Source organism: Neobacillus sp. plas4, from assembly GCF_057221695.1.
The window spans coordinates 4,173,309-4,195,432 of record NZ_CM170152.1 but is presented as its reverse complement, the minus strand read 5'-3'; the positions used below and the strand labels follow the sequence as shown (position 1 = coordinate 4,195,432).

At 37.7% G+C, this 22,124-nt stretch carries 22 protein-coding genes; 17 read left to right on the top strand and 5 right to left on the bottom strand.

The window, feature by feature from the left end; translation table 11 throughout:
- Nucleotides 1–155 precede the first annotated feature (155 nt).
- The 11 genes from panB to AC2TFD_RS21005 all read left to right on the top strand — a co-directional run bounded on the left by panB (nucleotide 156) and on the right by AC2TFD_RS21005 (nucleotide 9,954).
- Nucleotides 156–992, top strand: a complete 837-nt coding sequence (gene panB, locus AC2TFD_RS21055) for a 3-methyl-2-oxobutanoate hydroxymethyltransferase (RefSeq protein ID WP_335567261.1) — start codon at nucleotides 156–158, stop codon at nucleotides 990–992.
- Nucleotides 989–1,840 carry a pantoate--beta-alanine ligase gene (panC, locus tag AC2TFD_RS21050; protein ID WP_335567260.1) on the top strand — a complete coding sequence of 284 codons (852 nt, stop codon included), beginning with the start codon at nucleotides 989–991 and terminating at the stop codon, nucleotides 1,838–1,840. The genes panB and panC overlap by 4 nt, the downstream gene beginning before the upstream one ends.
- A gap of 23 nt (nucleotides 1,841–1,863) precedes the next feature.
- On the top strand, nucleotides 1,864–2,247 hold the full coding sequence (gene panD, locus AC2TFD_RS21045; protein WP_335517521.1) for an aspartate 1-decarboxylase: 384 nt from the start codon (nucleotides 1,864–1,866) through the stop codon (nucleotides 2,245–2,247).
- Between the two features lie 125 nt (nucleotides 2,248–2,372).
- Nucleotides 2,373–5,180 (top strand): ATP-dependent DNA helicase DinG, encoded by a 2,808-nt coding sequence (dinG, locus tag AC2TFD_RS21040; protein ID WP_484673909.1) that lies wholly within the window; start codon nucleotides 2,373–2,375, stop codon nucleotides 5,178–5,180.
- A 46-nt stretch (nucleotides 5,181–5,226) separates the two neighbouring features.
- The gene (locus AC2TFD_RS21035; protein ID WP_335517516.1) at nucleotides 5,227–6,081 is read left to right on the top strand and encodes a ComEC/Rec2 family competence protein; all 855 of its coding nucleotides are present in this window, start codon (nucleotides 5,227–5,229) and stop codon (nucleotides 6,079–6,081) included.
- A 34-nt stretch (nucleotides 6,082–6,115) separates the two neighbouring features.
- On the top strand, nucleotides 6,116–6,286 hold the full coding sequence (locus AC2TFD_RS21030; RefSeq protein ID WP_335517514.1) for a YpmA family protein: 171 nt from the start codon (nucleotides 6,116–6,118) through the stop codon (nucleotides 6,284–6,286).
- A 19-nt stretch (nucleotides 6,287–6,305) separates the two neighbouring features.
- Nucleotides 6,306–6,779 carry a cell wall elongation regulator TseB-like domain-containing protein gene (locus tag AC2TFD_RS21025; RefSeq protein WP_335567258.1) on the top strand — a complete coding sequence of 158 codons (474 nt, stop codon included), beginning with the start codon at nucleotides 6,306–6,308 and terminating at the stop codon, nucleotides 6,777–6,779.
- A 25-nt stretch (nucleotides 6,780–6,804) separates the two neighbouring features.
- Nucleotides 6,805–7,998, top strand: a complete 1,194-nt coding sequence (locus AC2TFD_RS21020; protein ID WP_335520572.1) for a pyridoxal phosphate-dependent aminotransferase — start codon at nucleotides 6,805–6,807, stop codon at nucleotides 7,996–7,998.
- 126 nt (nucleotides 7,999–8,124) lie between these two features.
- The gene (locus tag AC2TFD_RS21015) at nucleotides 8,125–8,829 is read left to right on the top strand and encodes a DnaD domain-containing protein (protein WP_335567257.1); all 705 of its coding nucleotides are present in this window, start codon (nucleotides 8,125–8,127) and stop codon (nucleotides 8,827–8,829) included.
- Nucleotides 8,830–8,894: 65 nt separating this feature from the next.
- The gene (gene nth / locus AC2TFD_RS21010) at nucleotides 8,895–9,557 is read left to right on the top strand and encodes an endonuclease III (protein WP_335509912.1); all 663 of its coding nucleotides are present in this window, start codon (nucleotides 8,895–8,897) and stop codon (nucleotides 9,555–9,557) included.
- A complete protein-coding gene (locus tag AC2TFD_RS21005; RefSeq protein WP_335509910.1) occupies nucleotides 9,550–9,954 on the top strand; it encodes a YpoC family protein in 405 nt (134 codons plus the stop codon). The genes nth and AC2TFD_RS21005 overlap by 8 nt, the downstream gene beginning before the upstream one ends.
- A 24-nt stretch (nucleotides 9,955–9,978) precedes the next feature.
- On the opposite strand, the gene AC2TFD_RS21000 is transcribed toward AC2TFD_RS21005, so the two are convergent.
- Nucleotides 9,979–12,555 carry a PBP1A family penicillin-binding protein gene (locus tag AC2TFD_RS21000; RefSeq protein ID WP_484673908.1) on the bottom strand — a complete coding sequence of 859 codons (2,577 nt, stop codon included), beginning with the start codon at nucleotides 12,553–12,555 and terminating at the stop codon, nucleotides 9,979–9,981.
- Between the two features lie 42 nt (nucleotides 12,556–12,597).
- Entirely contained in the window at nucleotides 12,598–13,209 is a 612-nt protein-coding gene (recU, locus tag AC2TFD_RS20995) for a Holliday junction resolvase RecU (protein ID WP_335509905.1), read from the bottom strand.
- Between the two features lie 181 nt (nucleotides 13,210–13,390).
- On the opposite strand from recU, the gene AC2TFD_RS20990 reads away from it, so the two are divergent.
- The 3 genes from AC2TFD_RS20990 (at nucleotide 13,391) to AC2TFD_RS20980 (ending at nucleotide 15,426) form a co-directional block, all read left to right on the top strand.
- Nucleotides 13,391–14,365 carry a DUF2515 family protein gene (locus AC2TFD_RS20990; RefSeq protein WP_484673907.1) on the top strand — a complete coding sequence of 325 codons (975 nt, stop codon included), beginning with the start codon at nucleotides 13,391–13,393 and terminating at the stop codon, nucleotides 14,363–14,365.
- A gap of 337 nt (nucleotides 14,366–14,702) precedes the next feature.
- Nucleotides 14,703–14,978 carry a hypothetical protein gene (locus AC2TFD_RS20985; protein ID WP_484673906.1) on the top strand — a complete coding sequence of 92 codons (276 nt, stop codon included), beginning with the start codon at nucleotides 14,703–14,705 and terminating at the stop codon, nucleotides 14,976–14,978.
- A gap of 94 nt (nucleotides 14,979–15,072) precedes the next feature.
- Nucleotides 15,073–15,426 (top strand): DUF1798 family protein, encoded by a 354-nt coding sequence (locus tag AC2TFD_RS20980; RefSeq protein ID WP_335509899.1) that lies wholly within the window; start codon nucleotides 15,073–15,075, stop codon nucleotides 15,424–15,426.
- 362 nt (nucleotides 15,427–15,788) lie between these two features.
- Here the strand turns inward: AC2TFD_RS20980 and yppF are convergent, their stop codons facing one another.
- The gene (gene yppF / locus AC2TFD_RS20975; protein ID WP_335520163.1) at nucleotides 15,789–15,998 is read right to left on the bottom strand and encodes a YppF family protein; all 210 of its coding nucleotides are present in this window, start codon (nucleotides 15,996–15,998) and stop codon (nucleotides 15,789–15,791) included.
- A gap of 186 nt (nucleotides 15,999–16,184) precedes the next feature.
- On the opposite strand from yppF, the gene AC2TFD_RS20970 reads away from it, so the two are divergent.
- Complete coding sequence (locus AC2TFD_RS20970; protein ID WP_484673905.1) at nucleotides 16,185–16,748, top strand: YppG family protein; 564 nt, start codon at nucleotides 16,185–16,187, stop codon at nucleotides 16,746–16,748.
- Nucleotides 16,749–16,831: 83 nt separating this feature from the next.
- On the opposite strand, the gene AC2TFD_RS20965 is transcribed toward AC2TFD_RS20970, so the two are convergent.
- Nucleotides 16,832–17,311 carry an Hsp20/alpha crystallin family protein gene (locus tag AC2TFD_RS20965; RefSeq protein ID WP_335520160.1) on the bottom strand — a complete coding sequence of 160 codons (480 nt, stop codon included), beginning with the start codon at nucleotides 17,309–17,311 and terminating at the stop codon, nucleotides 16,832–16,834.
- A gap of 190 nt (nucleotides 17,312–17,501) precedes the next feature.
- Between AC2TFD_RS20965 and hcp the strand changes: the two genes are divergently transcribed.
- A complete protein-coding gene (gene hcp, locus AC2TFD_RS20960; protein ID WP_484673904.1) occupies nucleotides 17,502–18,800 on the top strand; it encodes a hydroxylamine reductase in 1,299 nt (432 codons plus the stop codon).
- 37 nt (nucleotides 18,801–18,837) lie between these two features.
- Here the strand turns inward: hcp and AC2TFD_RS20955 are convergent, their stop codons facing one another.
- Entirely contained in the window at nucleotides 18,838–19,536 is a 699-nt protein-coding gene (locus AC2TFD_RS20955) for a Crp/Fnr family transcriptional regulator (RefSeq protein WP_335520158.1), read from the bottom strand.
- Between the two features lie 308 nt (nucleotides 19,537–19,844).
- Between AC2TFD_RS20955 and AC2TFD_RS20950 the strand changes: the two genes are divergently transcribed.
- Nucleotides 19,845–22,118: a DEAD/DEAH box helicase gene (locus AC2TFD_RS20950; protein ID WP_484673903.1), complete on the top strand. Its 2,274-nt coding sequence runs from the start codon at nucleotides 19,845–19,847 to the stop codon at nucleotides 22,116–22,118.
- The last annotated feature ends 6 nt before the right edge of the window (nucleotides 22,119–22,124 follow it).

The following is a 22,124-nucleotide window of genomic DNA, read 5'->3' as shown; positions in this document are numbered from 1 at the left end:
TTTACAACTTAAAAAGGTTTCTGCCTAGATCCGTAAAGCGGACCGGGACAGAGGGATAGAACACGTGAAAGAGTACCAAGATCCTCTGCCTTCAGATGGATCTTTTTATTTGCTCTTTTATACCCCTCTCTTCCTACTAAAAGGAGGGAATATGAATGAAACAAAGTACAGACTTCTTAAAAATGAAAGAAAATAATGAAAAAATCGTCATGCTTACTGCCTATGATTATCCATCTGCTAAGCAGGCGGAACAGGCTGGTGTGGATGTCATTTTGGTTGGAGACTCACTTGGAATGGTTGTACTTGGATACGATTCAACAGTCCCGGTAACGATCGAAGACATGATTCATCATGCAAAAGCGGTAAAAAGAGGAGCTAAGGATACGTTTATTGTCGTTGATATGCCTTTCCTATCCTACCATTTATCCATTCAGGATACATTAAAGAACGCAGGCAGATTAATCCAGGAAACGGGTGCTCATGCAGTTAAGCTGGAAGGTGCAGATGAAGTAATTGAAAAAATATCAGCACTTACTAAGGCTGGCATTCCAGTTTGTGGTCATCTCGGTTTAACACCACAATCCGTTGGCGTATTAGGCGGCTATAAAGTTCAAGGAAAAGAAGCGAAAGACGCAATTAAACTATTAGAAGATGCAAAAAAATGTGAAGAAGCTGGGGCATTCGCCATTGTGCTTGAATGTGTACCGAAACAGCTTGCCGATGAAGTCTCTAAACATGTATCTATTCCTGTGATCGGTATTGGAGCAGGCGTTGATGTAGATGGGCAAGTATTAGTCTATCATGATATTTTAGGGTATGGAGTAGAGCGTGTACCGAAGTTCGTAAAGCAATATTATTCCTTAAATCCGTTTATTATTGAATCGATCCAAGCATATGTGAAGGATGTCAAATCGGAACAGTTTCCTGATGATAAGCATTCCTTTACCATGAAAGAACGTGAGCTCAGCGGACTATACGGAGGAATAAAATGAGAGTCATAACCAAAATACATGAAATGCAAACGGAAATGAAAAAATTGAAATCCCAATCAAGATCTATTGGATTTGTGCCAACAATGGGATTTTTACATGAAGGTCATTTAACCCTAATAAAAAAAGCTAGACAAGACAATGATGTTGTTGTTTTAAGCATATTTGTGAATCCATTGCAATTTGGTCCGACTGAAGATTTTTCAACGTATCCTCGAGACTTTTCAAGGGACAAATCATTGGCTGAATGTGAAGGGGTAGACATCCTATTTTATCCTAGTGCGGAGGAAATGTACCCACAGCCTACATCAGTAAAAATAATTGTTCAGGAGCGTACCGATGTTTTATGCGGTAAATCGCGACCTGGTCATTTTGATGGTGTGGCTGCTGTCCTAACAAAGTTATTTAATATTGTTATGCCGACAAGAGCTTACTTTGGTAAAAAGGACGCACAGCAAGTTGCAGTCGTAGAAGGATTAATTTCAGATTTTAATTTTCCAATTGAATTAATACCTGTAGATATCGTCCGAGAAGAAGATGGGCTTGCAAAAAGTTCCCGAAATGTTAATCTTCTCCCTGAAGAAAGGGTTCAAGCAACCGCCCTTTATCATAGCTTAATTGCTGCTAAGGCGGAAATTGACAAAGGGGTTCGAAATCCAAACACCATAAAAACGCTAGTAACAAATATGATAGCTTCCGAGACCAAAGGGGAAATTGATTATGTTGAGGTCTATTCGTATCCTCAATTGAAAACAGTTGAGACTTTATCAGGCACCATTATCATTGCCCTGGCAGTAAAATTTTCAAAGGTTCGGTTAATTGATAATTTCATCATAGAAGTAGAAGCCTAGGCGAATACAAGAGGAGGAATACCATGTTTCGGCACATGATGAATGGTAAAATCCATCGTGCAACTGTTACAGAAGCAAATCTTAATTATGTTGGAAGTATTACCATAGATGAAGATTTACTAGACGCAGTGGGCATGATGGCAAATGAAAAGGTTCAAATCGTCAATAATAATAATGGTGCACGTTTAGAAACTTATATCATTCCTGGTGAAAGAGGCAGTGGGGTCGTTTGCTTAAATGGGGCTGCCGCTCGGCTTGTACAGAAGGGTGATATTGTTATCATCATCTCCTATTGCTTGGTCTCTGAAGAAAAAGTCCAAAGCCACAAACCTAAAGTTGCGATTATGGGTGAAGATAACAAGATTATGGAACTTATATATGCAGAGCCAGCATTAACGATTATGTAGAAATCCCTGTTTTTCGGGGATTTTTTCTTTTTTTGTGTTAATTTTATATACTAAGTGTAAGGTTTACTTTTTCTTTTACCTATTTTGTGATACCGTTTTAATGAAGGTCTGAGGTGTTAAATCATATGTTAAATAAATTTGTTGTAGTCGATTTGGAAACTACAGGAAATAACCCGAAAAAAGGGGATAAAATAATCCAATTTGCCGCTGTGGTCATTGAAGATGGGAAAATCACTGAAAGGTTTTCATCTCTAATCAACCCACAAAGGTCAATCCCAATATTTATTGAGGAATTAACAGGGTTAAAGGATGAAATGGTGAAGAGCGCTCGCGTTTTTGCAGAAATAGCCCCACGAGTGAATGATCTTTTGGAGGGTGCTTATTTTGTTGCACATAATGTATTATTTGATTTGTCATTCTTACAGGAAGAATTAGTACAAGCGGGGTTCGAAGGTTTTTACGGTCCAGTTCTAGACACAGTGGAAATGGCAAGGATTATCTTTCCAACTGCAGATGGTTACAAGCTATCTGATTTAGCTGTCCGAGAGGATCTAGAACATGATCGGCCGCATCAGGCAGATAGTGATGCACAGGTAACAGCTGAGCTTTTTCTAATACTTGTAAATCGTTTAACTCAATTACCTGAATTGACTCTTCGCCAGCTTTCTCAACTAGCTGGCGGGCTAAAAAGCGATTTACAACAATTAATCGATGAAATTATTTTAGAAATAGATCAGGACAGTGAGAGTTGGAAAGAGTCGCTTGAGATATGCAATATGCTTGCCCTAAAAAAACAGCCAGTTTATTCGATGGCAGTGAGCAGACCATACCAGTATGAATTCCAATATCCTGACAGTGATAAAGATAAAATCGAGCTAATTAAAGAAGGCTTTACTGTCTTTGAAAATAGAACGGGCCAATTTGAAATGATGGATGGGGTTTATCAAGCCTTTAATTCAGGTATGCATACGCTTATTGAGGCAGGAACGGGTGTAGGAAAGTCTCTTGGGTATTTACTGCCTGCTGCCTATTTTGCTAAACAAAACAGGCTCCCTGTTGTGGTGAGTACACACACCATCCAACTTCAGGAACAGATCATCCATAAAGAAATTCCTTTATTAGCAAAGATACTTCCTTTTGGGGTAAAGTCCATTTTATTAAAAGGGAGAAACCATTATATTAGTCTAGAGAGATTTGCCCTTTCCTTACTCGAGGAAAACGATAATTATGATACCACCTTAACGAAAATGCAAATTCTTGTATGGCTGACAGAAACGGAAACCGGAGATCGTGACGAATTGAATCTTTCAAGCGGTGGAAATATCTTCTGGAATAAAATAAAGAACGAGCAAACGGTCTTTACTCGGAATAAGGTTTGGCAGGAGAAGGATTTTTATTTACGTGCGAAAAACGAGGCACTGCATGCTGATATCATTATTACCAACCATTCTCTGCTATTAAGTAATTTATCGGCTGAAAAGTCTTTTTTACCAGACTTTGAATATGCCATCATCGATGAAGGACATCATTTTGAAAAGGTGGCAAGTCAATACTTTGGCCGCTCATTAGACTATTTAACCACTCGATTGCTATTAAATCAATTTGGCCAATTTGAACAACGTCAGCTTTTTTATGAACTAGAAAGGATACTAGACTCACTTGTAGCAAACAAAGGTGATTTAACACAAACGATAAAAATAAATCAATTAGCTGCAGACCTATCCTATGAAATGGACGAGTTTTTTAAGTTGACTGCTCTTTATGCAAAATCAAATTCTGCAGAAAGACGAGCAGGAAACCGTGCGAAGGTGCGTTTTTCACGTGACAAGGGTGGAAAAGAAAAAAATGCGCTTGTGCACAGTGCTGAAAGATTTGCCTTCCTTTTGAAGGATTTACAAGGTGCTATATCAGAGCGGTTAGAGTTAATAAAGATAAATAAGAGAACATTATCGAGTAAGCAAAAAGGAAAACTAGAAGAAATCATTTCCTTTAGAAACGAATTAGAAGAGCTGAGAAATACCGTACAAGATTGTTTTATTAAAGAATCTAACGAGGTAAAATGGATCGAAATTGATTTCCGTTCACAGCAAAATGTAACAACCTTTTATGCGCAGCCAGCCTTTGTTGCAGCTTCTTTACATGAAAAGTTTTTTCGTGTAAAGAAAGGTGTGGTCTTAACTTCAGCAACCCTGACAGTCAATCATTCGTTTGATTATATGATAAACGAAATGGGACTTTCCAAAGACAATACACGAACGATGTCTATTGCTTCACCTTTTGATTATAAAAATCAGGTGCAGCTATTAATCCCTAATGACTTGCCAGAGGTTAATTCCACTAGTCTAGATGATTATGTCGTTGCGATAACGGAACACATTATTACGATTGCTGAGGCGACCAAGGGAAGAATGTTGATTCTATTTACAGCCCACGATATGTTAAAGAAAACATATGAGCTAATTAAAGAAAGTGGTTTTTTGGATGAATTTGCCATGATTGCTCAAGGGATTACCAGTGGCAGCCGCTCAAGGCTAACGAGGAATTTCCAAAGGTATGATAAAGCCATTTTGCTGGGAACTAGCAGCTTCTGGGAAGGTGTTGATATCCCTGGTGAGGATTTATCATGTTTGGTTATTGTCAGACTGCCATTTAGTCCACCGGATGAACCGTTAACAGAAGCAAAGTGTCAATTAATTACACAAAAAGGTGGAAACGCCTTTACGGAGTATTCTTTACCAGAGGCAATCCTTCGATTTAAACAGGGTTTTGGACGCCTTATCCGAACAGAAAACGACCGTGGGATTATGATGGTTTTCGATAAAAGAATTATTACCTCAAAATATGGAAAGGCATTTTTACAATCCATTCCACCTGTACCCATGAAGAAGGGAAATATTGATGAATTAGTAGAAATTATTTACAAATGGTTATAATGAAATATGGAAAAATTACACATCCTATAAATAAGGAGGTATGTGTATGAGAGTGATACTATTAATGACAGCAATCTTTTTTCATTTGACTTCATTTGGAAATGCCTCTTCTATTGATTATGGAAATATCGAAAGTATCGATTTAAAATTGAAAGATCATGAGATTGCCGTCTCTTTTTTAGGGTTAGGTGATGGAGAAGCCACTCTAATCCAGGGCTCTAATGGAGAAAATATATTGGTTAATATCGGTGGAAAAGAAACAAGTGAAGAATTACAAAATATGCTTAAAACTTATGGTGTAAAGGAAATTACAACACTCGTTATTACCGACCGTCAAAATCTTTTTCTGGATGAAATTACACATATAATTTCGAAATATAAAGTAAGGCAAGTAATTACAACACCTGAAATAGCAATGGAAATAACAAATAAAGACGCGGCCTTTATCGGCGTAGTAGTGATTCCATGGAAAGAGGGCACCATACAGACTCTATTACCAGATTTATCTGCAGAAGTGCTTTTTGCTGGTAACGGTGAAGATGAAGGATTAGATTTTTCTTTGCAATTTTTTAAGCATCGTCTGTTCTTAATGACTTCATCAAGTGATCACGCGGAAGAGAACTTATTAAAGAAAAATTTAGATGAGGTAACTATATTTAAAGTGCCGAAATGGGCGAAGGAAGATTCTCTATCTGAGCAATTAATTCAATACGTTAATCCTCAAATCTCGATTCTTTTTGAATCAGAACAGCATCAACCTGACCCAGATATCATCTATGACCTGCAGGATAATTGGTCAGAGGTTTTTTTTACAAAAAAACATGGCACTATTACAATAAAATTCACAGAAAATAATTACGAAGTATTCACTTTTCCAGTAGAAAAGGAGGACTATAGCTGATATTATTGCTTTAGAGAGATAAAGGAGGAATAGAATGGAATCAAAAATCGAAGTCCTCTCCACTGTTAAGCTTCAGCATAGTCCTGACCTATACAAGATTGTAGATGCCCTTAATCGAACACTAAAGCAAAAGGATTTAGTATTTGGATTGGCACTTGATCGAGAAGATCAAAGTAAAGCGATTTTTACGATTTATCGTACATAAAGATGAAAAGTGGAGTAAAATGAAAAAAATTTTAATATTTCTTGTACTATTTATAGTCATTTCTGTTGGTGTTTTTATTAAAGTATATGTTAGTGCTCAGGAGCCGCTTGTTACGGCGGAAGAAAAAGCAGCTTCCTTGGCAAAAGAAAAGGTTGAGCTAAGCGAAATAGAGGATTTTCATATCTACCATGGAACAGAAACTGTTAGTGTTCTTGAGGGGAAAAATAAAAAAGGTGAAAATATCATCGTATGGATTCCCGAGAAAAGCAAAAAAGTAATAGTGGATAAACGAAAAAATGGATTATCTAAAGAAGAAGCCGTTAAAAGACTTCTTGATGAAAAAAATCCAACAAAAATTATTTCTGTAAAATTAGGAATGGAAAATAATATCCCATTATGGGAAATTCATTACCGTTCTGAAAATAATTTAATAAATTATTATTATGTAGATTTTAAAACAGGTGAATGGCTTAAAAAAATTGAAAATTTATAGCTTGATTGAGCAGGAGGAAATTGGAATGGCAGTCAAATTAGCAAACAGGGTAATGGCACTTACACCTTCAACAACTTTAGCCATTACAGCAAAGGCAAAAGAATTAAAGGAACAAGGGGTAGATGTTATAGGTCTAGGCGCAGGTGAACCTGATTATAACACACCACAGCATATCATAGACGCTGCAGCACGCTCGATGAATGAAGGTCATACGAAGTATACTCCATCTGCAGGCCTGCCAGCTTTGAAAAAGGCTATAATTGAAAAGCTTGAAAGAGACCAAGGGCTTTCCTATAAACCAAATGAAATTATTGTTGCCAACGGGGCAAAACATGCTCTTTATACCTTATTTCAAGTCCTTTTAAATGAAGGTGATGAAGTAATTATCCCAACCCCTTACTGGGTAAGCTACCCCGAGCAAGTAAAATTAGCAGGAGGGGTACCTGTTTATGTAGACGGCTTGGAGTCTCAACAATTTAAAGTTACTCCTGAACAATTAGCAAGCGTAATTTCTGAAAAGACAAAGGCAGTTATTATCAATTCTCCTAGTAACCCTACAGGTGTTATTTATACAGCTGAAGAACTACAGGAAATAGGAAAATTATGCTTGGAAAGAAATGTATTAATTGTATCAGATGAAATTTATGAAAAACTTATATATGGTGAATATAAGCATGTTTCGATTGCACAGTTATCACCAGAGTTAAAAGAGCAAACCATCATCATTAATGGCGTCTCTAAATCACATTCCATGACAGGCTGGCGTATTGGATATGCTGCTGGAAATAAAGCAATCATTGAGGCAATGACGAACCTTGCAAGTCACAGCACTTCCAACCCGACAACTACTGCCCAATATGCATCAATCGCGGCATATAATGGACCTCAAGAGCCAGTAGAAGAAATGCGTCAGGCTTTTGAACATCGTTTAGGAGTAATTTATGATCAATTAGTTTCGATACCAGGTTTCACTTGTGTAAAACCACAAGGTGCGTTTTATTTGTATCCGAATGCAAAGGGAGCTGCAGAAATAACTGGATATCCAGATGTCGATGCTTTTGTTGAAGCATTATTAGTTGAGGCTAAGGTAGCAGTAATTCCAGGCTCTGGGTTCGGTACACCGGATAATATCCGTCTATCCTATGCAACCTCTTTAGATTTACTAGAGAAGGCAGTAGCAAGAATCAAGGATTTCGTTGAATCAAAACGTCAAGATTAAAATATTGGATGATCAAAAAAAGTCTGCAGCTGCAGGCTTTTTACTTTTCTTATAAAATATGGTTAAACCAATCCTCTTACAGAGAGAAGATGTTCATGTTATACTAAGCAAGAGGTGTCGTAAAAAATGAAAACAAGTATATTATCATGGCTTCAAGAAGGTAATATAACCATTCCTGCTGTATTATTTTCTGAGTATAGAAATATGAATTTAAATGAACATGAAATAGTCCTTTTATTAAATATTATTACTTTTATCGAAAAAGGAAATCACTTTCCAACCCCAGAAGAGCTCTCCTCACGTATGACAATTACTGTTTCCGAATGTAATGAGCTGCTGCGACGATTAATCCAAAAAGGGTTTATTAAAATAATAGATGAATTCTCACCAGAAGGAATCATGTTTGAGAAATACTCCGTTGAACCCTTATGGGAGCGGCTAGTGGATCAGTTTTTAATGAAAAATAAAAATACCCAAGAAGTCGCAAAAAAGGCGGACGAAAGTGACCTATACACCTGTTTTGAAAAGGAATTTGGCCGTCCTTTATCTCCATTTGAGTGTGAATCACTGGCCATGTGGATGGATGATGATCACCATGATCCGGTAATAATTAAGGCTGCATTAAGAGAATCGGTAATGTCAGGAAAGTTAAATTTCCGCTATATTGACAGGATTCTTTTTGAATGGAAAAAGAACGGCATTAAGACCATTGAACAGGCAAAAAATCATGGAAGAAAGTTTCGTCAAAAGCAAACGCCGAATCGGCCGGTACAAGATTCTCAAACCTCTTCACCAAATTCTGTGCCCTTTTACAATTGGCTTGAGCAATAAATCTAGTAAACGAGAGCTGATTTCTCTCGTTTGTTTCTATTTATAAAACTGGCAGGTGAAAATTTTTGTTAAACAATACACAAATTCGTTTTTGTCTAGATAAAATGGGCGAGATGTTCCCTGACGCCCATTGTGAATTAACCCATTCAAATCCTTTTGAGCTCGTCATTGCAGTTGCTCTATCGGCGCAATGTACGGATGTGCTAGTTAATAAGGTTACGAAGGATTTATTTGAAAAATACAAAACACCAGAAGATTATTTACGTGTCTCACAGGAAGAATTACAAAATGACATTCGATCGATTGGACTATACCGAAATAAAGCAAAAAATATCCAAAGTTTATGCCGTTTATTGTTGGATGAATACGATGGTGAAGTTCCAAATGACCGAGATGAATTAACAAAACTTCCGGGGGTTGGCAGAAAAACGGCAAATGTTGTCGTTTCAGTGGCATTTAATGTTCCTGCGATTGCAGTAGATACACATGTTGAGAGAGTAAGTAAGCGACTGGGTATATGCCGCTGGAAGGATTCTGTACTGGAAGTTGAAAAAACATTGATGAAGAAGGTTCCTGAAGATGAGTGGTCGGTTACTCACCACAGATTGATTTTCTTTGGAAGATATCATTGTAAAGCCCAAAACCCCCAATGCCCAAGCTGTCCATTATTAGAGCTGTGCAGAGAGGGGAAAAAGAGAATGAAGGGAAGGGAAGTAGTGAATGGATAATCAACTAATCATTCCTTTTCTAGATGAGCAGGATTTAGAACCTTCGAAAGAGAATATTCCACTTCTATTAGCTGAATGGGACCGGTTAAGAGATGAACTTGAGATTCTTTACCGTAATCGAGATCAAAAAAACACACTTCAGGGGATGAAAAAGGGGATTTCCTTGTTCATCCAATTATTATATCTGACGAACGATAGACAGGTGAAGGTTACTGAACTTGAACCAATTGACTTTATCGAGATAAAACCCGTCAATCTTGACGAAAGGCTGGGTTTTATCATCGGCAGACCAAAATTATTTCATTCTTATCGTCAGCTCTCTGAATTGTTTATCGAACAAAACAAATTATATGTAAAAAATAATATCGTAAAAAAGCGTCTAACCTCAAAGGGCTAGACGCTTTTTGCTTTATCCTCCACTTCAGCTATTGCCGTTAGTATTACCATTGCCATTGTTATTGCCATTACCATTTCCGCTTCCAGGCTCGGTGGTTACTGGTGCATTACCGTCTTCTTCACCGCCATCGTCTTCTTCACCATTACCATTACCGTTGCCATTACCATTGCCATTACCAGCACCGTTGCCATTGCCATTACGGTTACCATTGCCTTCGTCTTGACCATTTTGTTGTGGCAATGGTATGTCAACTGTTGTTGTTGCAGGATCACTTCTCTTTCCATCGATGATCGCAACAATTGAAATGCTATATTTGGTACCTGGCGTTGGATTCTGAAGCGTAACTACTCTGTCTGAAACGGTTGAGGTATTTGGTGTTGTCCCATCCGTAACGGTCACTTCATATTGAACCTTACCATTGTCCGGATTAGGGTAATCCCACGTTAATGTCACAACATTTTTTCCAGGATCATAGATTGCATTAGGGTTAATAGGCGCTGCAATCTTGTTATACTTTTCCGAAACGGTTTTTGGTGCATGACCTTTCACTGCGTACTCTATAATTACCTCACTATCAGGTGTAAACTCACTAGCTAATGCAGGCGGTTTAGATCCCTTTTCAACCCTTACTTTTTGTACACTGTCAGGCATAGGAAAATCAGATGTCTTGATATCTTTAGAAACATAAGCCATTAGATTTTTAAAGATTAATTGTGCTATTTTTTGATCGTCTCCAGGTTGGATTGGTGTCTTTCTTTCGGCATATCCCGTCCAAACAGAAGCAGTATAATTTGTAGTATAACCTGTAAACCAAGCGTCAGGGACAACTCTGCCGCTGGCAATATTCCATTTTTTCAATTCATCTGCTGTATAGTTCGTTGTACCAGTTTTTCCGGCAATCGGAAGTCCAGGAACTTTTGCTGTCGTTCCAGTACCAGGCGAAACCATAACGCTCTTTAACATATCAGTAACCATAAATGCGGTAGAATCCTTCATGGCAAGCTTTGATTCTGGCGCTGTATCAAGGACAGTTCCATCCCTAAGCTCGATTTTTTTTACCGCATAAGGCTTAGTATACATACCGTTATTCCCAAATGCGCTGAAGGCGCCAGCCATTTGCAGAGGGGAAACCCCAACTGTTTTTCCACCAAACCCACCAATAGCATAGGATTCAAAAATTTCCTTTAATGGAATCCCAATGTTGATGGCGAATTCTTTTGCCTTTTCTAAACCTACCTGTTGTAGTGCTTGAACTGCAGGAGTATTTCTAGAAAGCGCCAGTGCCGTACGCATCGACATCGGTCCCATATATTTATTGTCCCAGTTGCCAAATTCCTGCCCTGTAGAATACTTGATTGGTTTATCATCAATCGTTTGATAGGTACCCCAATTGAGATATTCAATGGCTGGACCATAATCGAGAACAGGTTTTATCGTTGAGCCAGGCTGCCGCCTAGTATCGATTGCATAGTTAAAGCCACGTTTCACATCTTGGTTACGACCTCCGCCAATCGCACGGATTTCCCCTGTTTTTGTATCGATGAGGGCGATCCCTGCTTGGAAATTGGCATCCGGATAATTTATGACTTCATCCGTATTAAGAATGGTATTTACATACAATTGAGCATTTTTATCAAGAGTCGTATGAATCGTTAAACCATCAGAGAAGATATCAAAATCCCCTTGAGCTTCAACTTCATCAATAACGGCATCGACGAAAGAATCATAAGGCTTTTCGTCCCTAACTCTTTCCTCTTCTTTAACCAATGTGGCCGTCACTGGAGTACTTTGCGCTTCTTTCATTTCCTCCTTGGTAATATAGCCATGCTGTTCCATTAACATCAACACGATATTACGTCGTTTTTCTGCTAAGTCCGGGTGATCAAATGGGTTATAATTATTTGGACTTTGCGGCATTCCAGCGAGCTGTGCGGCTTCTGGAAGAGTAAGTTCATTTAATGGTTTCCCATAATAAATTTTTGCAGCCGTTGCTAGTCCATGACTGTTTTCAGATACAAAAACTTTATTAACATACATTTCAAAAATTTGGTGCTTCGTATATTTTTGTTCAAGCTGATAGGCCATCCATGCTTCCTGAACCTTTCGCTTTAGGGTTTTTTCAGGAGTTAAGAATGAGTTTTTGATTACCTGCTGCGTAATCGTACTTGCCCCTTCGGAACCGAATCCTTCACGGAAGTTGGCCACAACGGCTCCGGCCAATCGAATCGGATCTAAACCATGGTGTTTATAAAAACGAACATCTTCTACTGCTAACACGGCATCTTCGACTAGCTTTGGTATTTCCTTATAATTAACATATTCACGATTCTCTGAACCAACCTCTGAAATTAGCTCACCATCTTTATCCAAAACTTTAGAGGAGATGGGGTCTTTTAATAATTTCGGATCAAGTTTAGGGGTATCCTTTACCAAATAAGCAAAAGTTCCAACGCCGGCTAAAATACCAATAATGCCAAGTGCAACAAGGGATAGAAAAATTTTCTTAACAATACTGCTCGGTTTTTTCTTCACTTGTTTTTTTCCTTTGGATTGTTGGAGTTTTTTACGGCGCTCCTCTCTTGATTGAAATTCTCCTGCCATAATAAAATTCCTTCCTTTCATGCAACAATCAATTTCAACTAGTTAAAAATGAAAAAGAGTATCTATTATTTTAATATAGTCAATACGAGGGTGAAATCCAAGCGGAATGAAATAAGCATTTTGCTCAATTTCTTCCTTGGTAATGGATTTTCTTCCTCCATTTTTCATTCTTTCCCAAAAAGATAACAAATGTTTTGCTTGCAATAAGTATACTTGTTCCTGTTTGGAAAACCGAAGAATTACAAAACAGATTCCACCCTGTGAAACCACTTCCTCCATATGATCAATTTGATGCTGGTGAAAATTTTTCAATGGAAATGATGTCGTATTAGCTGTTTCCTTTGCCTCAAAATCAATATATTTACCTTTATAGACCCCGTTGTAGTCGGTTGTGGAAGCTTGTTTAAAGTATGCCTCTTTTATTACTGCAGCACTTCTTTTCGGATAATCAACTTTGACAATTTGAACGGGTGTAGGTTTTTTGTGAATCACAGCAATATTTCTTTCTCGGTAATATTCATTCGTCTCATTTAAATCTTCTTCGAGGGTCATACCTCTATTACTATAGGATGGATTACTCTGTTTTTTTACTTTTGCAGTTATTTCGATACTGTTTGGAATGTACCTTTTTCCATTTGGATAATTAAAATTCATGATAAGCACCTCTCACGCTATTACTTATCATAACAAATCTGTGCTGTAATGGGCGTATAAAATTTTTAGGAAAACACACGCTAATAAAAATAATGTACCTTGACTGTCAAGAAAAAGCATGATTCCTTTTTCATAAAAATTAATTCTCTAAAACTACCTATAATGAAAGTTGTTGAAGAATATGCGTCATCTTACATTACATGAGATTGAGACCATCAGTCAAATTAGGAGCGAAACCAATAAAAAGAATCTTGATAATATTTCAAGGACTGACGCATATTTTTCTTATTTTAAAAGGAACCCCGATGTTATTTGGTCATTTCTCGCCAGTATGGTTTCAAGGAATGGCGGATGGAATATGTGCGATCTAGAGGGCGATGTTTTTCGAGAAATTTTAGAGCCCAAAACAAGGAAAGATCTATTCCTTACCTTCGAGAGAGCCAATTGGTTAATCTTCCACGATGTTTATCCCCAACTTTTGATCTATCAATATTCGACGAAACGAAACACTCCAATGTTTCATCTTCTTCCATATTTTAAATGTTCAGAATTTATTCAAAAAGAATGGGAAAGGTATTGGAAAGAAAGCAATCGTGAAAGGCTCACCACTGCGTTAATTATCAATGAACAAAATGTGATTCATGGACCGGTAATCCAACATCCTGTTTATAAAAAGAGGGTTTTCGATTCTTGGATTTTTACTTTTCAAGATTGGCTTCATTTTAGCTGCGTGCTATTTCCTACATGTGGGGGCGAATTATATGGAGCAAGTGTGAATGGTTTTAAGTCATTATCGAAACGAATAAATCTTGGGAAAAGGCTTGCTCGAATTTTAACGCATCCGCGATTATTCCCTTTTTTTTTCGAATTTGCTGATAAAACTCCACATACCGGTTCGAGAAATGATTATGAACAATTCTTTAAGACAAAAACCAGCCGTAGGACACCACTTTTAAGGGCAACCTACCCGATTATAGATCACAATCATTATCAATATGATGATTGGAGCAAGAACCGAATGATATCCCCGGCATGGCTGCATTTTCCAGCAAGGCATCGACATAGTATTCACTTAACAGATTGGTACTATGAAAAATCAAATCAGATGGAATTAATGCTGGCCATCCATCGAGCAGCAAATTTGAAGAAAATCTAAAAAGCAAGGCCGCTTTGCCTTGCTTTTTATATGACTTCTTATTCTGCTGGACGATTTGGTCCTTCGAGTTTTTTATCACCGTAGCCAACTTTATTTTCAACTTGTGCTGCTCCGGATTTTTTATTTTGTTTCTTTTTAGCCATTATTAACACCTCCAATTTTAGCTTGTTCGATTTTCAATTTTTAATGCGAGTATGTGCCTCTGTCGAATGGGTAGGGAATAATTGCCAGATTGGCACTTTCTTTGGCGAATACCTTCTAGTTTTGTCAGAGGGGAAGGAAGCATACAAAATAAAGAGAATAGTACTTAGTAAGAAAAAGCGAGGAGGTTCTAAATTTGATAAACTCGTCATTGCCAGAAAAGGAAAAGCTGCTTTCTATGCTGACAGAAATTTATGATCAATTAGAAGAATTGGAGAATGTTCTTGAAACTTCTTTCTCAGACCTTCGCAATCAAATGAACCATGAGGAGCTATTAAAATTATCATCACCGGTACAAAAACTTTATAAACTTGAACAGGAATTAGATCGGATAAATCCTGTATCTGACGAATGTGCAGTAGAGCAAAACAATTCAGTTACCAGAGCACTAAAACTTGAATTGGGCTTTTAATTACCGGTAAAATAAAAAAGAATGCAAAAAACCATTGAGTAGCTTTAATAAAGCTGCTTTTTATTTTGTTATATATAGAAGGGAAAGAACACCAATGTCTGAGGAGATTCTACAGCTAACAAAAAAGCTGCTGCATTATAACCAACTAGCTTTAAAATACTATGAGGAAGCTCGTGAAGAGGCGACCGAACATGATTTTCACCAAGTTGTTAAGCCGTTTGCGAATACAGTAAAGGAACTTACAGTTGAATGGAGTGCTTTGATGAAAAATTGGTTAGCCGTCAGTCCTCAAAAGCACATCCATTTAAAACAAATCGATTCCACTTCAGAACATATGGAGCAATTATCGATACAGGCGTTTTTTCCTAAAACCAGTCGTTCAAGATTTTTAAATGCAAATCGAACCGTTGAATTTTTTCTATTAGAAGTTATAAAGGAATTAGAATGAGAAAAGCGGAAGCGCCCTCGGACCAAGCCAAAGTGCAGCTTGGTCCTGCGATGATTATTCGAAGTAGCTTTCCATAGTGTTCAGCGGCGTATGGCCTCCTCGAAAAAGCTAACGCTTTTTCTTCGTGCGAAGCCCATGCTGCCGAGGCCTTCCTTGTGGAGCGCTCCAACTGTGATAAAGGAAACACGAAGAGCGTTAGCGATTCGATGTTGACTTATCGTAGGTAGGTAAAAATCCTGAAGGGATTTTTACTCGCGGAGAGTGAAGGACACTAGCCGCTAGGGCGCTGGAGCTAGACAGTAATAAAAAAGAGATGCATTTCTGCATCTCCTTTGGAGTTTTTCTAGCTGTATTGTATCCTTTTATGCATTTTCGATGAGGGAGTCTTCATTAAAATCGTCAGGAATCATAGCGCCCTGAGCTTCGAGTTCGCGAACAACGAGACGGTATTCCTTAATGTCAATCTCATTGTGAATATAAGCCTTCTTAGCAAAATCCAATAATGCGTTAACGTCATCGGTGTTGTAGTCCCGACTTTGATTAAATTTGCTTTTAAGTGAGCGTATGACCATATGTAACTCCTCCTTCATCATTTTTTTAATAGTACCATGAAAATAAGGAATTCCTAGTTTTTAAAATATTTAAACTTTAGACAAAATTCTCGTGATTTTGACATTGAAATTTATTTCGTTTTATGCACCATTTCCTCATTTTAACCATAGTGTGTAGTGATGAAAACGCGGAGGAGATGTTTGCCCATGTTTGGTAAAAATAGATCAAATCATTTTATAAATCATGGATACTCGGGGCAAATGAATTACAGGAGACCGATATATGATTCAGCGAATTATCAAGTGTTTCCTCGTAATCAGCCAAATCCTTACCAAGCAGTGCAAGGTATGGAATGGCACCCATATCAACAACAAAACCCTTACTATCAGCAGCCTTATCCACAATCATATCAATCATATGAACCGGCCTATCATCCTGTGGGAATACCTCAGCAAGTGCCAAAATCAACTGGTCAATATTCTCCTAAAGATGCACAATTTCTCTTTCAAAATCCACTGCAACCCAAAGAAGAAATGGGACCAAATCACTACATGCCGCAAATGAATGATTACTCTATCATGAACCCTTATCCGAAACCAAATGCAATGCTAAAGCACCCTGGGGGAATACAATCGATTATGAATTCATTTAAATCACAAGATGGCACAGTGGACGTAAATAAGATGGTAAATACGGCGGGGCAAGTGGTTAATGCAGTAACACAGGTATCCTCATTGGTGAAGGGGCTCGGAGGAATTTTTAAAGCATAAAAAAGTAGAAAGACGGCATAAAAGCCGTCTTTCTTATTGGTATTTGTCGAAATTTTTTTGTTCGAGCATTTTTATTTTATGATTTAATCCTCAATATTTATCGTTTTCCCTCTTATGATTGGAATTCGTATGTTGAGTAACCCATCTCGATAGGAGGCTTTAACCATTTTTTCATTAATCACGATAGGTAATGGGATTGTTCGTGACAGCCTTTGCTGTGAAACTCTTTTTTGAAAAAGGTGGTTGTTTAGATCCTCTTTTGTTTCAATTTCTTGATTTTCGATGGAGATGTTTACTTGATTAGGTAAAATATTTAGTTGTATTTGCTCCTTTTTAACTCCAGGCAGCTCCGCGGAAATAATATACTCATCTGCGGTTTCCCGTACTTGGACAGGAAAAGCTCCCGCAGGAAACGGACTATTAAAAAATTCATCAATTGATTTTAGAAATCCTTTAACTGGTTTTTCATGAATGAAGTCATTCATAGTTCTAAGTAAATCCCGAAAATTTTCAGGTTTTTCCTTATTATTGTTATTTTGGCCACTCGGAGGCATGGATGACATAATGCTTTCCCTCTCTTTCCGAATTTTCTCACCATATCATATGCTCTTACCCCCTTTTGGTGCGCGTCATAAAAATGAGATAAAGTTATGAACCTTTTATAACAACTCTATGACTTGTGACAAATATCACATGAATATTTTTATAGGATTTGTATCCTTAAGCAGTAAATAAAAGGAAGGAGGAAGAATCATGTTCTGTAATCAATGTGAACAAACTCCATCAGGAGGATGTACAGTGGTGGGGGTTTGTGGAAAAGACGAAACGATTTCAAGTTTGCAGGATACCATTATCTATGGGTTGAAAGGAATTGCTGCATACCGGACTCATGCCAATCAATTAGGGTATAGTGATTCATTTGTGGATACGACCACACAAGAAGCACTTTATATGACGCTAACAAATTCCAATTTTAATGTTCAAGAACATATTGAAATGGCGATGAAAGTGGGGCAGGCAACAGTTCGGGTGATGGAAATGCTTGATGAGGCTCATACGAAGCGGCTGGGTATTCCTGAGCCAATTCGCGTAAGCCAAAACAAAATAGAAGGAAAAAGTATTGTGGTCTCTGGACATAACTTGTTTGCTCTTGAAGAATTATTAAAGCAAACAGAGGGTAAGGGAATTAATATTTATACGCATTCTGAAATGCTGCCAGCCCACGGATATCCAGCATTGAAAAAATATACTCACTTAAAGGGAAATATCGGAAAAGCATGGTATGACCAACGCCGTCTTTTTGAAAATTTCCCAGGAGCGATTTTGGAAACAACAAATTGTGTAATGCCAATTAAAGGTACATATGCTGATAGAATGTTCAGTTATGAAGTAGCTGGTCTTGAGAATGTTCAAAAAATAATGAATGATGATTTTTCACCATTAATCGAAAGAGCACTTGAACTACCAGAAGCCAATATTCATTCAGAAGAAACTCTGCTCACAGGTTTTCACCATGAAACTGTTCTTGGCCTAGCACCAGAAGTAATTGAAGCTGTAAAAGCAGGGAAAATTAAGCGCTTCTTTGTGATTGCAGGCTGTGACGCACCTGGAAATGGGGGAGATTATTATCGTGAACTTGCAACATCACTCCCACAGGAAACGGTAATTTTGACCACGTCATGCGGGAAATTCCGTTTTAACGCTGTGGACTACGGTGTTGTTCCCGGGACAAACATCCCTCGTTATATTGACTTAGGACAATGTAATAACTCAGGATCTACGGTAAAGATAGCGATGGCACTAGCAGAGGCATTTGGCTGCGAAATCAATGAACTTCCTGTAAGTATCGTCTTATCCTGGTTTGAGCAAAAAGCAGTAGCCATCCTTTTAGGATTATTCAGTTTAGGAATTCAAGATATACGTATTGGACCAAAGCCCCCTGAATTCATCTCTGAAGGTGTTTTGCAGGTTCTCCAAGACACATTTAACTTAAAATTAATCGGTAACGCACAAGAAGACATGGCGGATATGCTTCAGCTAACTAAAGCATAGAGAACAGAAAAACCGCAGCACCCAATGTGCTGCAGTTTTAAATTAAATTAATTTCCTCCATGAGGATTTCAATATCAAGTATCATATCCCCACGATCATCCACTTCAATCAATTTATCTTTTTTCATTTTTGTCAGTGTCCTGCTGATGGTTTCCCTCGTTGTGCCAATCATACTGGCAAGATCACGATTGGTAAATTCAGATTTCAACAGAATCGTTCCATCTTCTAATTCCTTGCCATGTTTCTGAGCAAGGCGAATTAAAAGTTTAATAATTTGCTCGTATGTATTGTTTAAAATTTGTTCTTCTAGTCGGTTTTGTAAATCAACGATCTTTTCACCTAATACCTTAAATACCTTAATACATAACTCAGGGTACTCAATCAGAACACTTTCAAATTTAGAAATAGGAACTGCGATAAGTGTTGATGGTTCAAGAACTTCAGCATAAGCCGGGTAATCACCCTTTCTAAAAAAGCCAACATGTGGAAACATTTCGCCCTTTTTCATAATGGCGACAATTTGTTCCTTGCCGTGGATATCACTTTTGTACACCTTGATTTTTCCATCATAAATAAAATATACATTTTCTAGGGGATCACCTTGAAGAAAAACATGGCTTTGCCTTTTCCACTCTCTTGCTATGGAAATATTTGCAATCTTTGTTAATTCATAGTTATCTAATTCCTTAAAAAGCATGAATTCAGAAAGTACTTTCTTAATCTCTTCAATCCTCATGTTCCACCTCCACAGATGAAATAAAATATCTTATACTATTGTAACAGACAAACAAATAATAATTAACGGCGGTTTTGTAAAAATAGTTGTTAAAATCCTAAAGCCGATTTTAACGTGGAAATAGTAATTTTGCCCTTTGGAATGGAGTTTGTAGCTCTTTTCTTATTAAAAATATGTTATTTTCTGCGGAAACTTTATTATAATTATTAAATTTTGTTTCAAAAACAACGAAGTATAAGAAAAGAGCCTAATTAATAGACTATTTCTGCGAACGTTTATTCGGTATAATAGAGTAATGAGGTGATCCCATGAAATTGAAAAAAAATCTGCAGGAAATTCTTGCTGATTTAAAAATAAAGGAAGATTTTAAAGAAAATATTGTTACGTGGAAGACATTAGAAGCAAAGGAAGCACAAACCGTTTCACTACCAGAAAACTTGCATATGGCATTAATACAGGCATTAAAAAGAAAGGGGATAGAAAAGCTTTATTCACACCAAAAATCCGCATTTGAGAAAATTATCGCTGGAAATAGTGTTGTTGCCGTGACGCCAACTGCCTCAGGTAAAACCCTTTGTTATAATCTTCCAGTTTTGCAAAGCATTCTATCAAACCCGAATGCTAGGGCGCTATATATGTTTCCAACAAAAGCTCTTGCGCAAGACCAAAAAAGTGAAATAAATGAAATCATTCAAGCTGCTGGTGTTGATATTAATAGTTATACCTATGATGGTGATACACCTGCGAACATCCGCCAAAAGGTCCGCAAGGCTGGGCATGTGGTCATTACCAATCCAGATATGCTCCACTCAGCAATACTGCCTCATCATACAAAATGGGTTTCCCTCTTTGAAAATCTTAAATTTGTTGTCATTGATGAGCTTCATACGTATCGAGGCGTTTTTGGCAGTCATGTTGCCAATGTTATTCGGAGATTAAAACGGATTTGCCGTTATTATGGCAGTAATCCTGTTTTTATCTGTACTTCCGCTACGATCGCCAATCCGCTAGAGCTTGCTGAAAACCTAACAGAGGAAAAAATGATCCTTATTGATAATAATGGTGCTCCTAGTGGAACGAAACATTTTCTTTTTTATAATCCGCCAATTGTTAATAAACCCTTAAACATAAGAAGAAGTGCAACACTTGAAGTTCGAAAAATCGCGGGTGAATTGTTAAAAAATAAAATTCAAACCATTGTCTTTGCTAGAAGCAGAGTAAGGGTTGAAATTATTTTAACGTATCTTCAGGAATTAGTGAAAAATCAATTAGGATCCAAATCGATCATGGGGTATCGAGGCGGCTATCTGCCTACAGAAAGAAGAAAAATTGAAAAGGGGCTACGCGCGGGGGAAATCTACGGAGTGGTAAGTACGAACGCATTGGAGCTGGGAGTAGATATTGGTCAGCTGCAGGTATGCATTATGACTGGATATCCAGGAACCATTTCCAGTGCTTGGCAGCAGGCAGGCAGAGCGGGAAGGCGGCATGGGGAAGCTCTTGTCATTATGGTGGCAAGTTCAAGTCCTCTTGACCAATATATAATACAGAACCCGGAGTATTTTTTTAATAAAAGTCCGGAGACGGCAAGAATTAATCCTGATAATCTGATCATTTTGATCGATCATATGAAGTGTGCTTCGTTTGAGCTTCCTTTTAAAGTTGATGAACAGTTTGGGAAAGTTGGAACGGAAGAGCTGCTTGAATATTTAACAGAAGAACGAATTCTCTATAAGAACGGTGATAAATGGTATTGGATGAATGATTCATTTCCTGCTCATAATATCAGCTTGCGCTCTGCTTCTCAGGAAAATGTGATTATTATTGATCAATCAGATATTGCGAATGCAAGAGTAATTGGAGAAATGGATCGATTTTCAGCAATGACTCTTCTTCATGATGAGGCCATTTATCTCCACCAAGGAACCCAATTTCAAGTAGAAAAGCTTGATTGGGATGAGAAAAAGGCATTTGTAAGGGAAGTCGATGTTGATTATTTTACGGATGCCAATTTAGCTGTTCAATTAAAGGTATTAGAAGAAGACAAGCTGAACAAACTTGAGTATGCCGAAGTTGGATACGGGGATGTTAGTGTTCGGGCGATGGCAACCATTTTCAAGAAAATCAAATTTGAAACACATGAAAATATCGGTTCTGGCCCCATTCATCTCCCTGAGGAAGAACTGCATACAAGTGCGGCATGGATTTCATTAAATAAATCATTCTCAGAAATGGGACAAGACCGATTAGAACAGGGGCTAGTTGGGACGGCACATGCTTTAAATCATATCGCCCCATTATTTGTTATGGCAGATCCCCAAGATATACATGTTATTCCACAGGTAAAAGCGGATCATAACGAAAAACCAACAATCTTCTTTTATGATCGTTATCCAGGTGGAATTGGTTTAAGCGAGAAAATTCATTCTGGAATGACCGTCGTATTCTCAGAAACAAAGAAGATGATCGACAATTGTAAATGTCAAACCGGATGCCCATCCTGTATCGGGGCAGAAACTGTTGGTGATACGGCTAAAAATGATACACTAAAAATTATTGAGGCATTTATAAATTCTTTTTAATAAACG

What these genes read in the sequence shown, in the direction of transcription:
- AC2TFD_RS21000 (WP_484673908.1), bottom strand. Translation starts at nt 12,555, where the DNA reads ATGGCAGGAGAATTTCAATCAAGAGAGGAGCGCCGTAAAAAACTCCAA.
- panD (WP_335517521.1), top strand. Translation starts at nt 1,864, where the DNA reads ATGTTTCGGCACATGATGAATGGTAAAATCCATCGTGCAACTGTTACA.
- panB (WP_335567261.1), top strand. Translation starts at nt 156, where the DNA reads ATGAAACAAAGTACAGACTTCTTAAAAATGAAAGAAAATAATGAAAAA.
- AC2TFD_RS20965 (WP_335520160.1), bottom strand. Translation starts at nt 17,311, where the DNA reads ATGTCATCCATGCCTCCGAGTGGCCAAAATAACAATAATAAGGAAAAA.
- AC2TFD_RS21035 (WP_335517516.1), top strand. Translation starts at nt 5,227, where the DNA reads ATGAGAGTGATACTATTAATGACAGCAATCTTTTTTCATTTGACTTCA.
- dinG (WP_484673909.1), top strand. Translation starts at nt 2,373, where the DNA reads ATGTTAAATAAATTTGTTGTAGTCGATTTGGAAACTACAGGAAATAAC.
- hcp (WP_484673904.1), top strand. Translation starts at nt 17,502, where the DNA reads ATGTTCTGTAATCAATGTGAACAAACTCCATCAGGAGGATGTACAGTG.
- recU (WP_335509905.1), bottom strand. Translation starts at nt 13,209, where the DNA reads ATGAATTTTAATTATCCAAATGGAAAAAGGTACATTCCAAACAGTATC.
- panC (WP_335567260.1), top strand. Translation starts at nt 989, where the DNA reads ATGAGAGTCATAACCAAAATACATGAAATGCAAACGGAAATGAAAAAA.
- AC2TFD_RS21005 (WP_335509910.1), top strand. Translation starts at nt 9,550, where the DNA reads ATGGATAATCAACTAATCATTCCTTTTCTAGATGAGCAGGATTTAGAA.
- AC2TFD_RS21025 (WP_335567258.1), top strand. Translation starts at nt 6,306, where the DNA reads ATGAAAAAAATTTTAATATTTCTTGTACTATTTATAGTCATTTCTGTT.
- AC2TFD_RS21030 (WP_335517514.1), top strand. Translation starts at nt 6,116, where the DNA reads ATGGAATCAAAAATCGAAGTCCTCTCCACTGTTAAGCTTCAGCATAGT.
- AC2TFD_RS20970 (WP_484673905.1), top strand. Translation starts at nt 16,185, where the DNA reads ATGTTTGGTAAAAATAGATCAAATCATTTTATAAATCATGGATACTCG.
- AC2TFD_RS20980 (WP_335509899.1), top strand. Translation starts at nt 15,073, where the DNA reads ATGTCTGAGGAGATTCTACAGCTAACAAAAAAGCTGCTGCATTATAAC.
- AC2TFD_RS20950 (WP_484673903.1), top strand. Translation starts at nt 19,845, where the DNA reads ATGAAATTGAAAAAAAATCTGCAGGAAATTCTTGCTGATTTAAAAATA.
- yppF (WP_335520163.1), bottom strand. Translation starts at nt 15,998, where the DNA reads ATGGTCATACGCTCACTTAAAAGCAAATTTAATCAAAGTCGGGACTAC.
- AC2TFD_RS21020 (WP_335520572.1), top strand. Translation starts at nt 6,805, where the DNA reads ATGGCAGTCAAATTAGCAAACAGGGTAATGGCACTTACACCTTCAACA.
- AC2TFD_RS20990 (WP_484673907.1), top strand. Translation starts at nt 13,391, where the DNA reads ATGCGTCATCTTACATTACATGAGATTGAGACCATCAGTCAAATTAGG.
- AC2TFD_RS21015 (WP_335567257.1), top strand. Translation starts at nt 8,125, where the DNA reads ATGAAAACAAGTATATTATCATGGCTTCAAGAAGGTAATATAACCATT.
- AC2TFD_RS20955 (WP_335520158.1), bottom strand. Translation starts at nt 19,536, where the DNA reads ATGAGGATTGAAGAGATTAAGAAAGTACTTTCTGAATTCATGCTTTTT.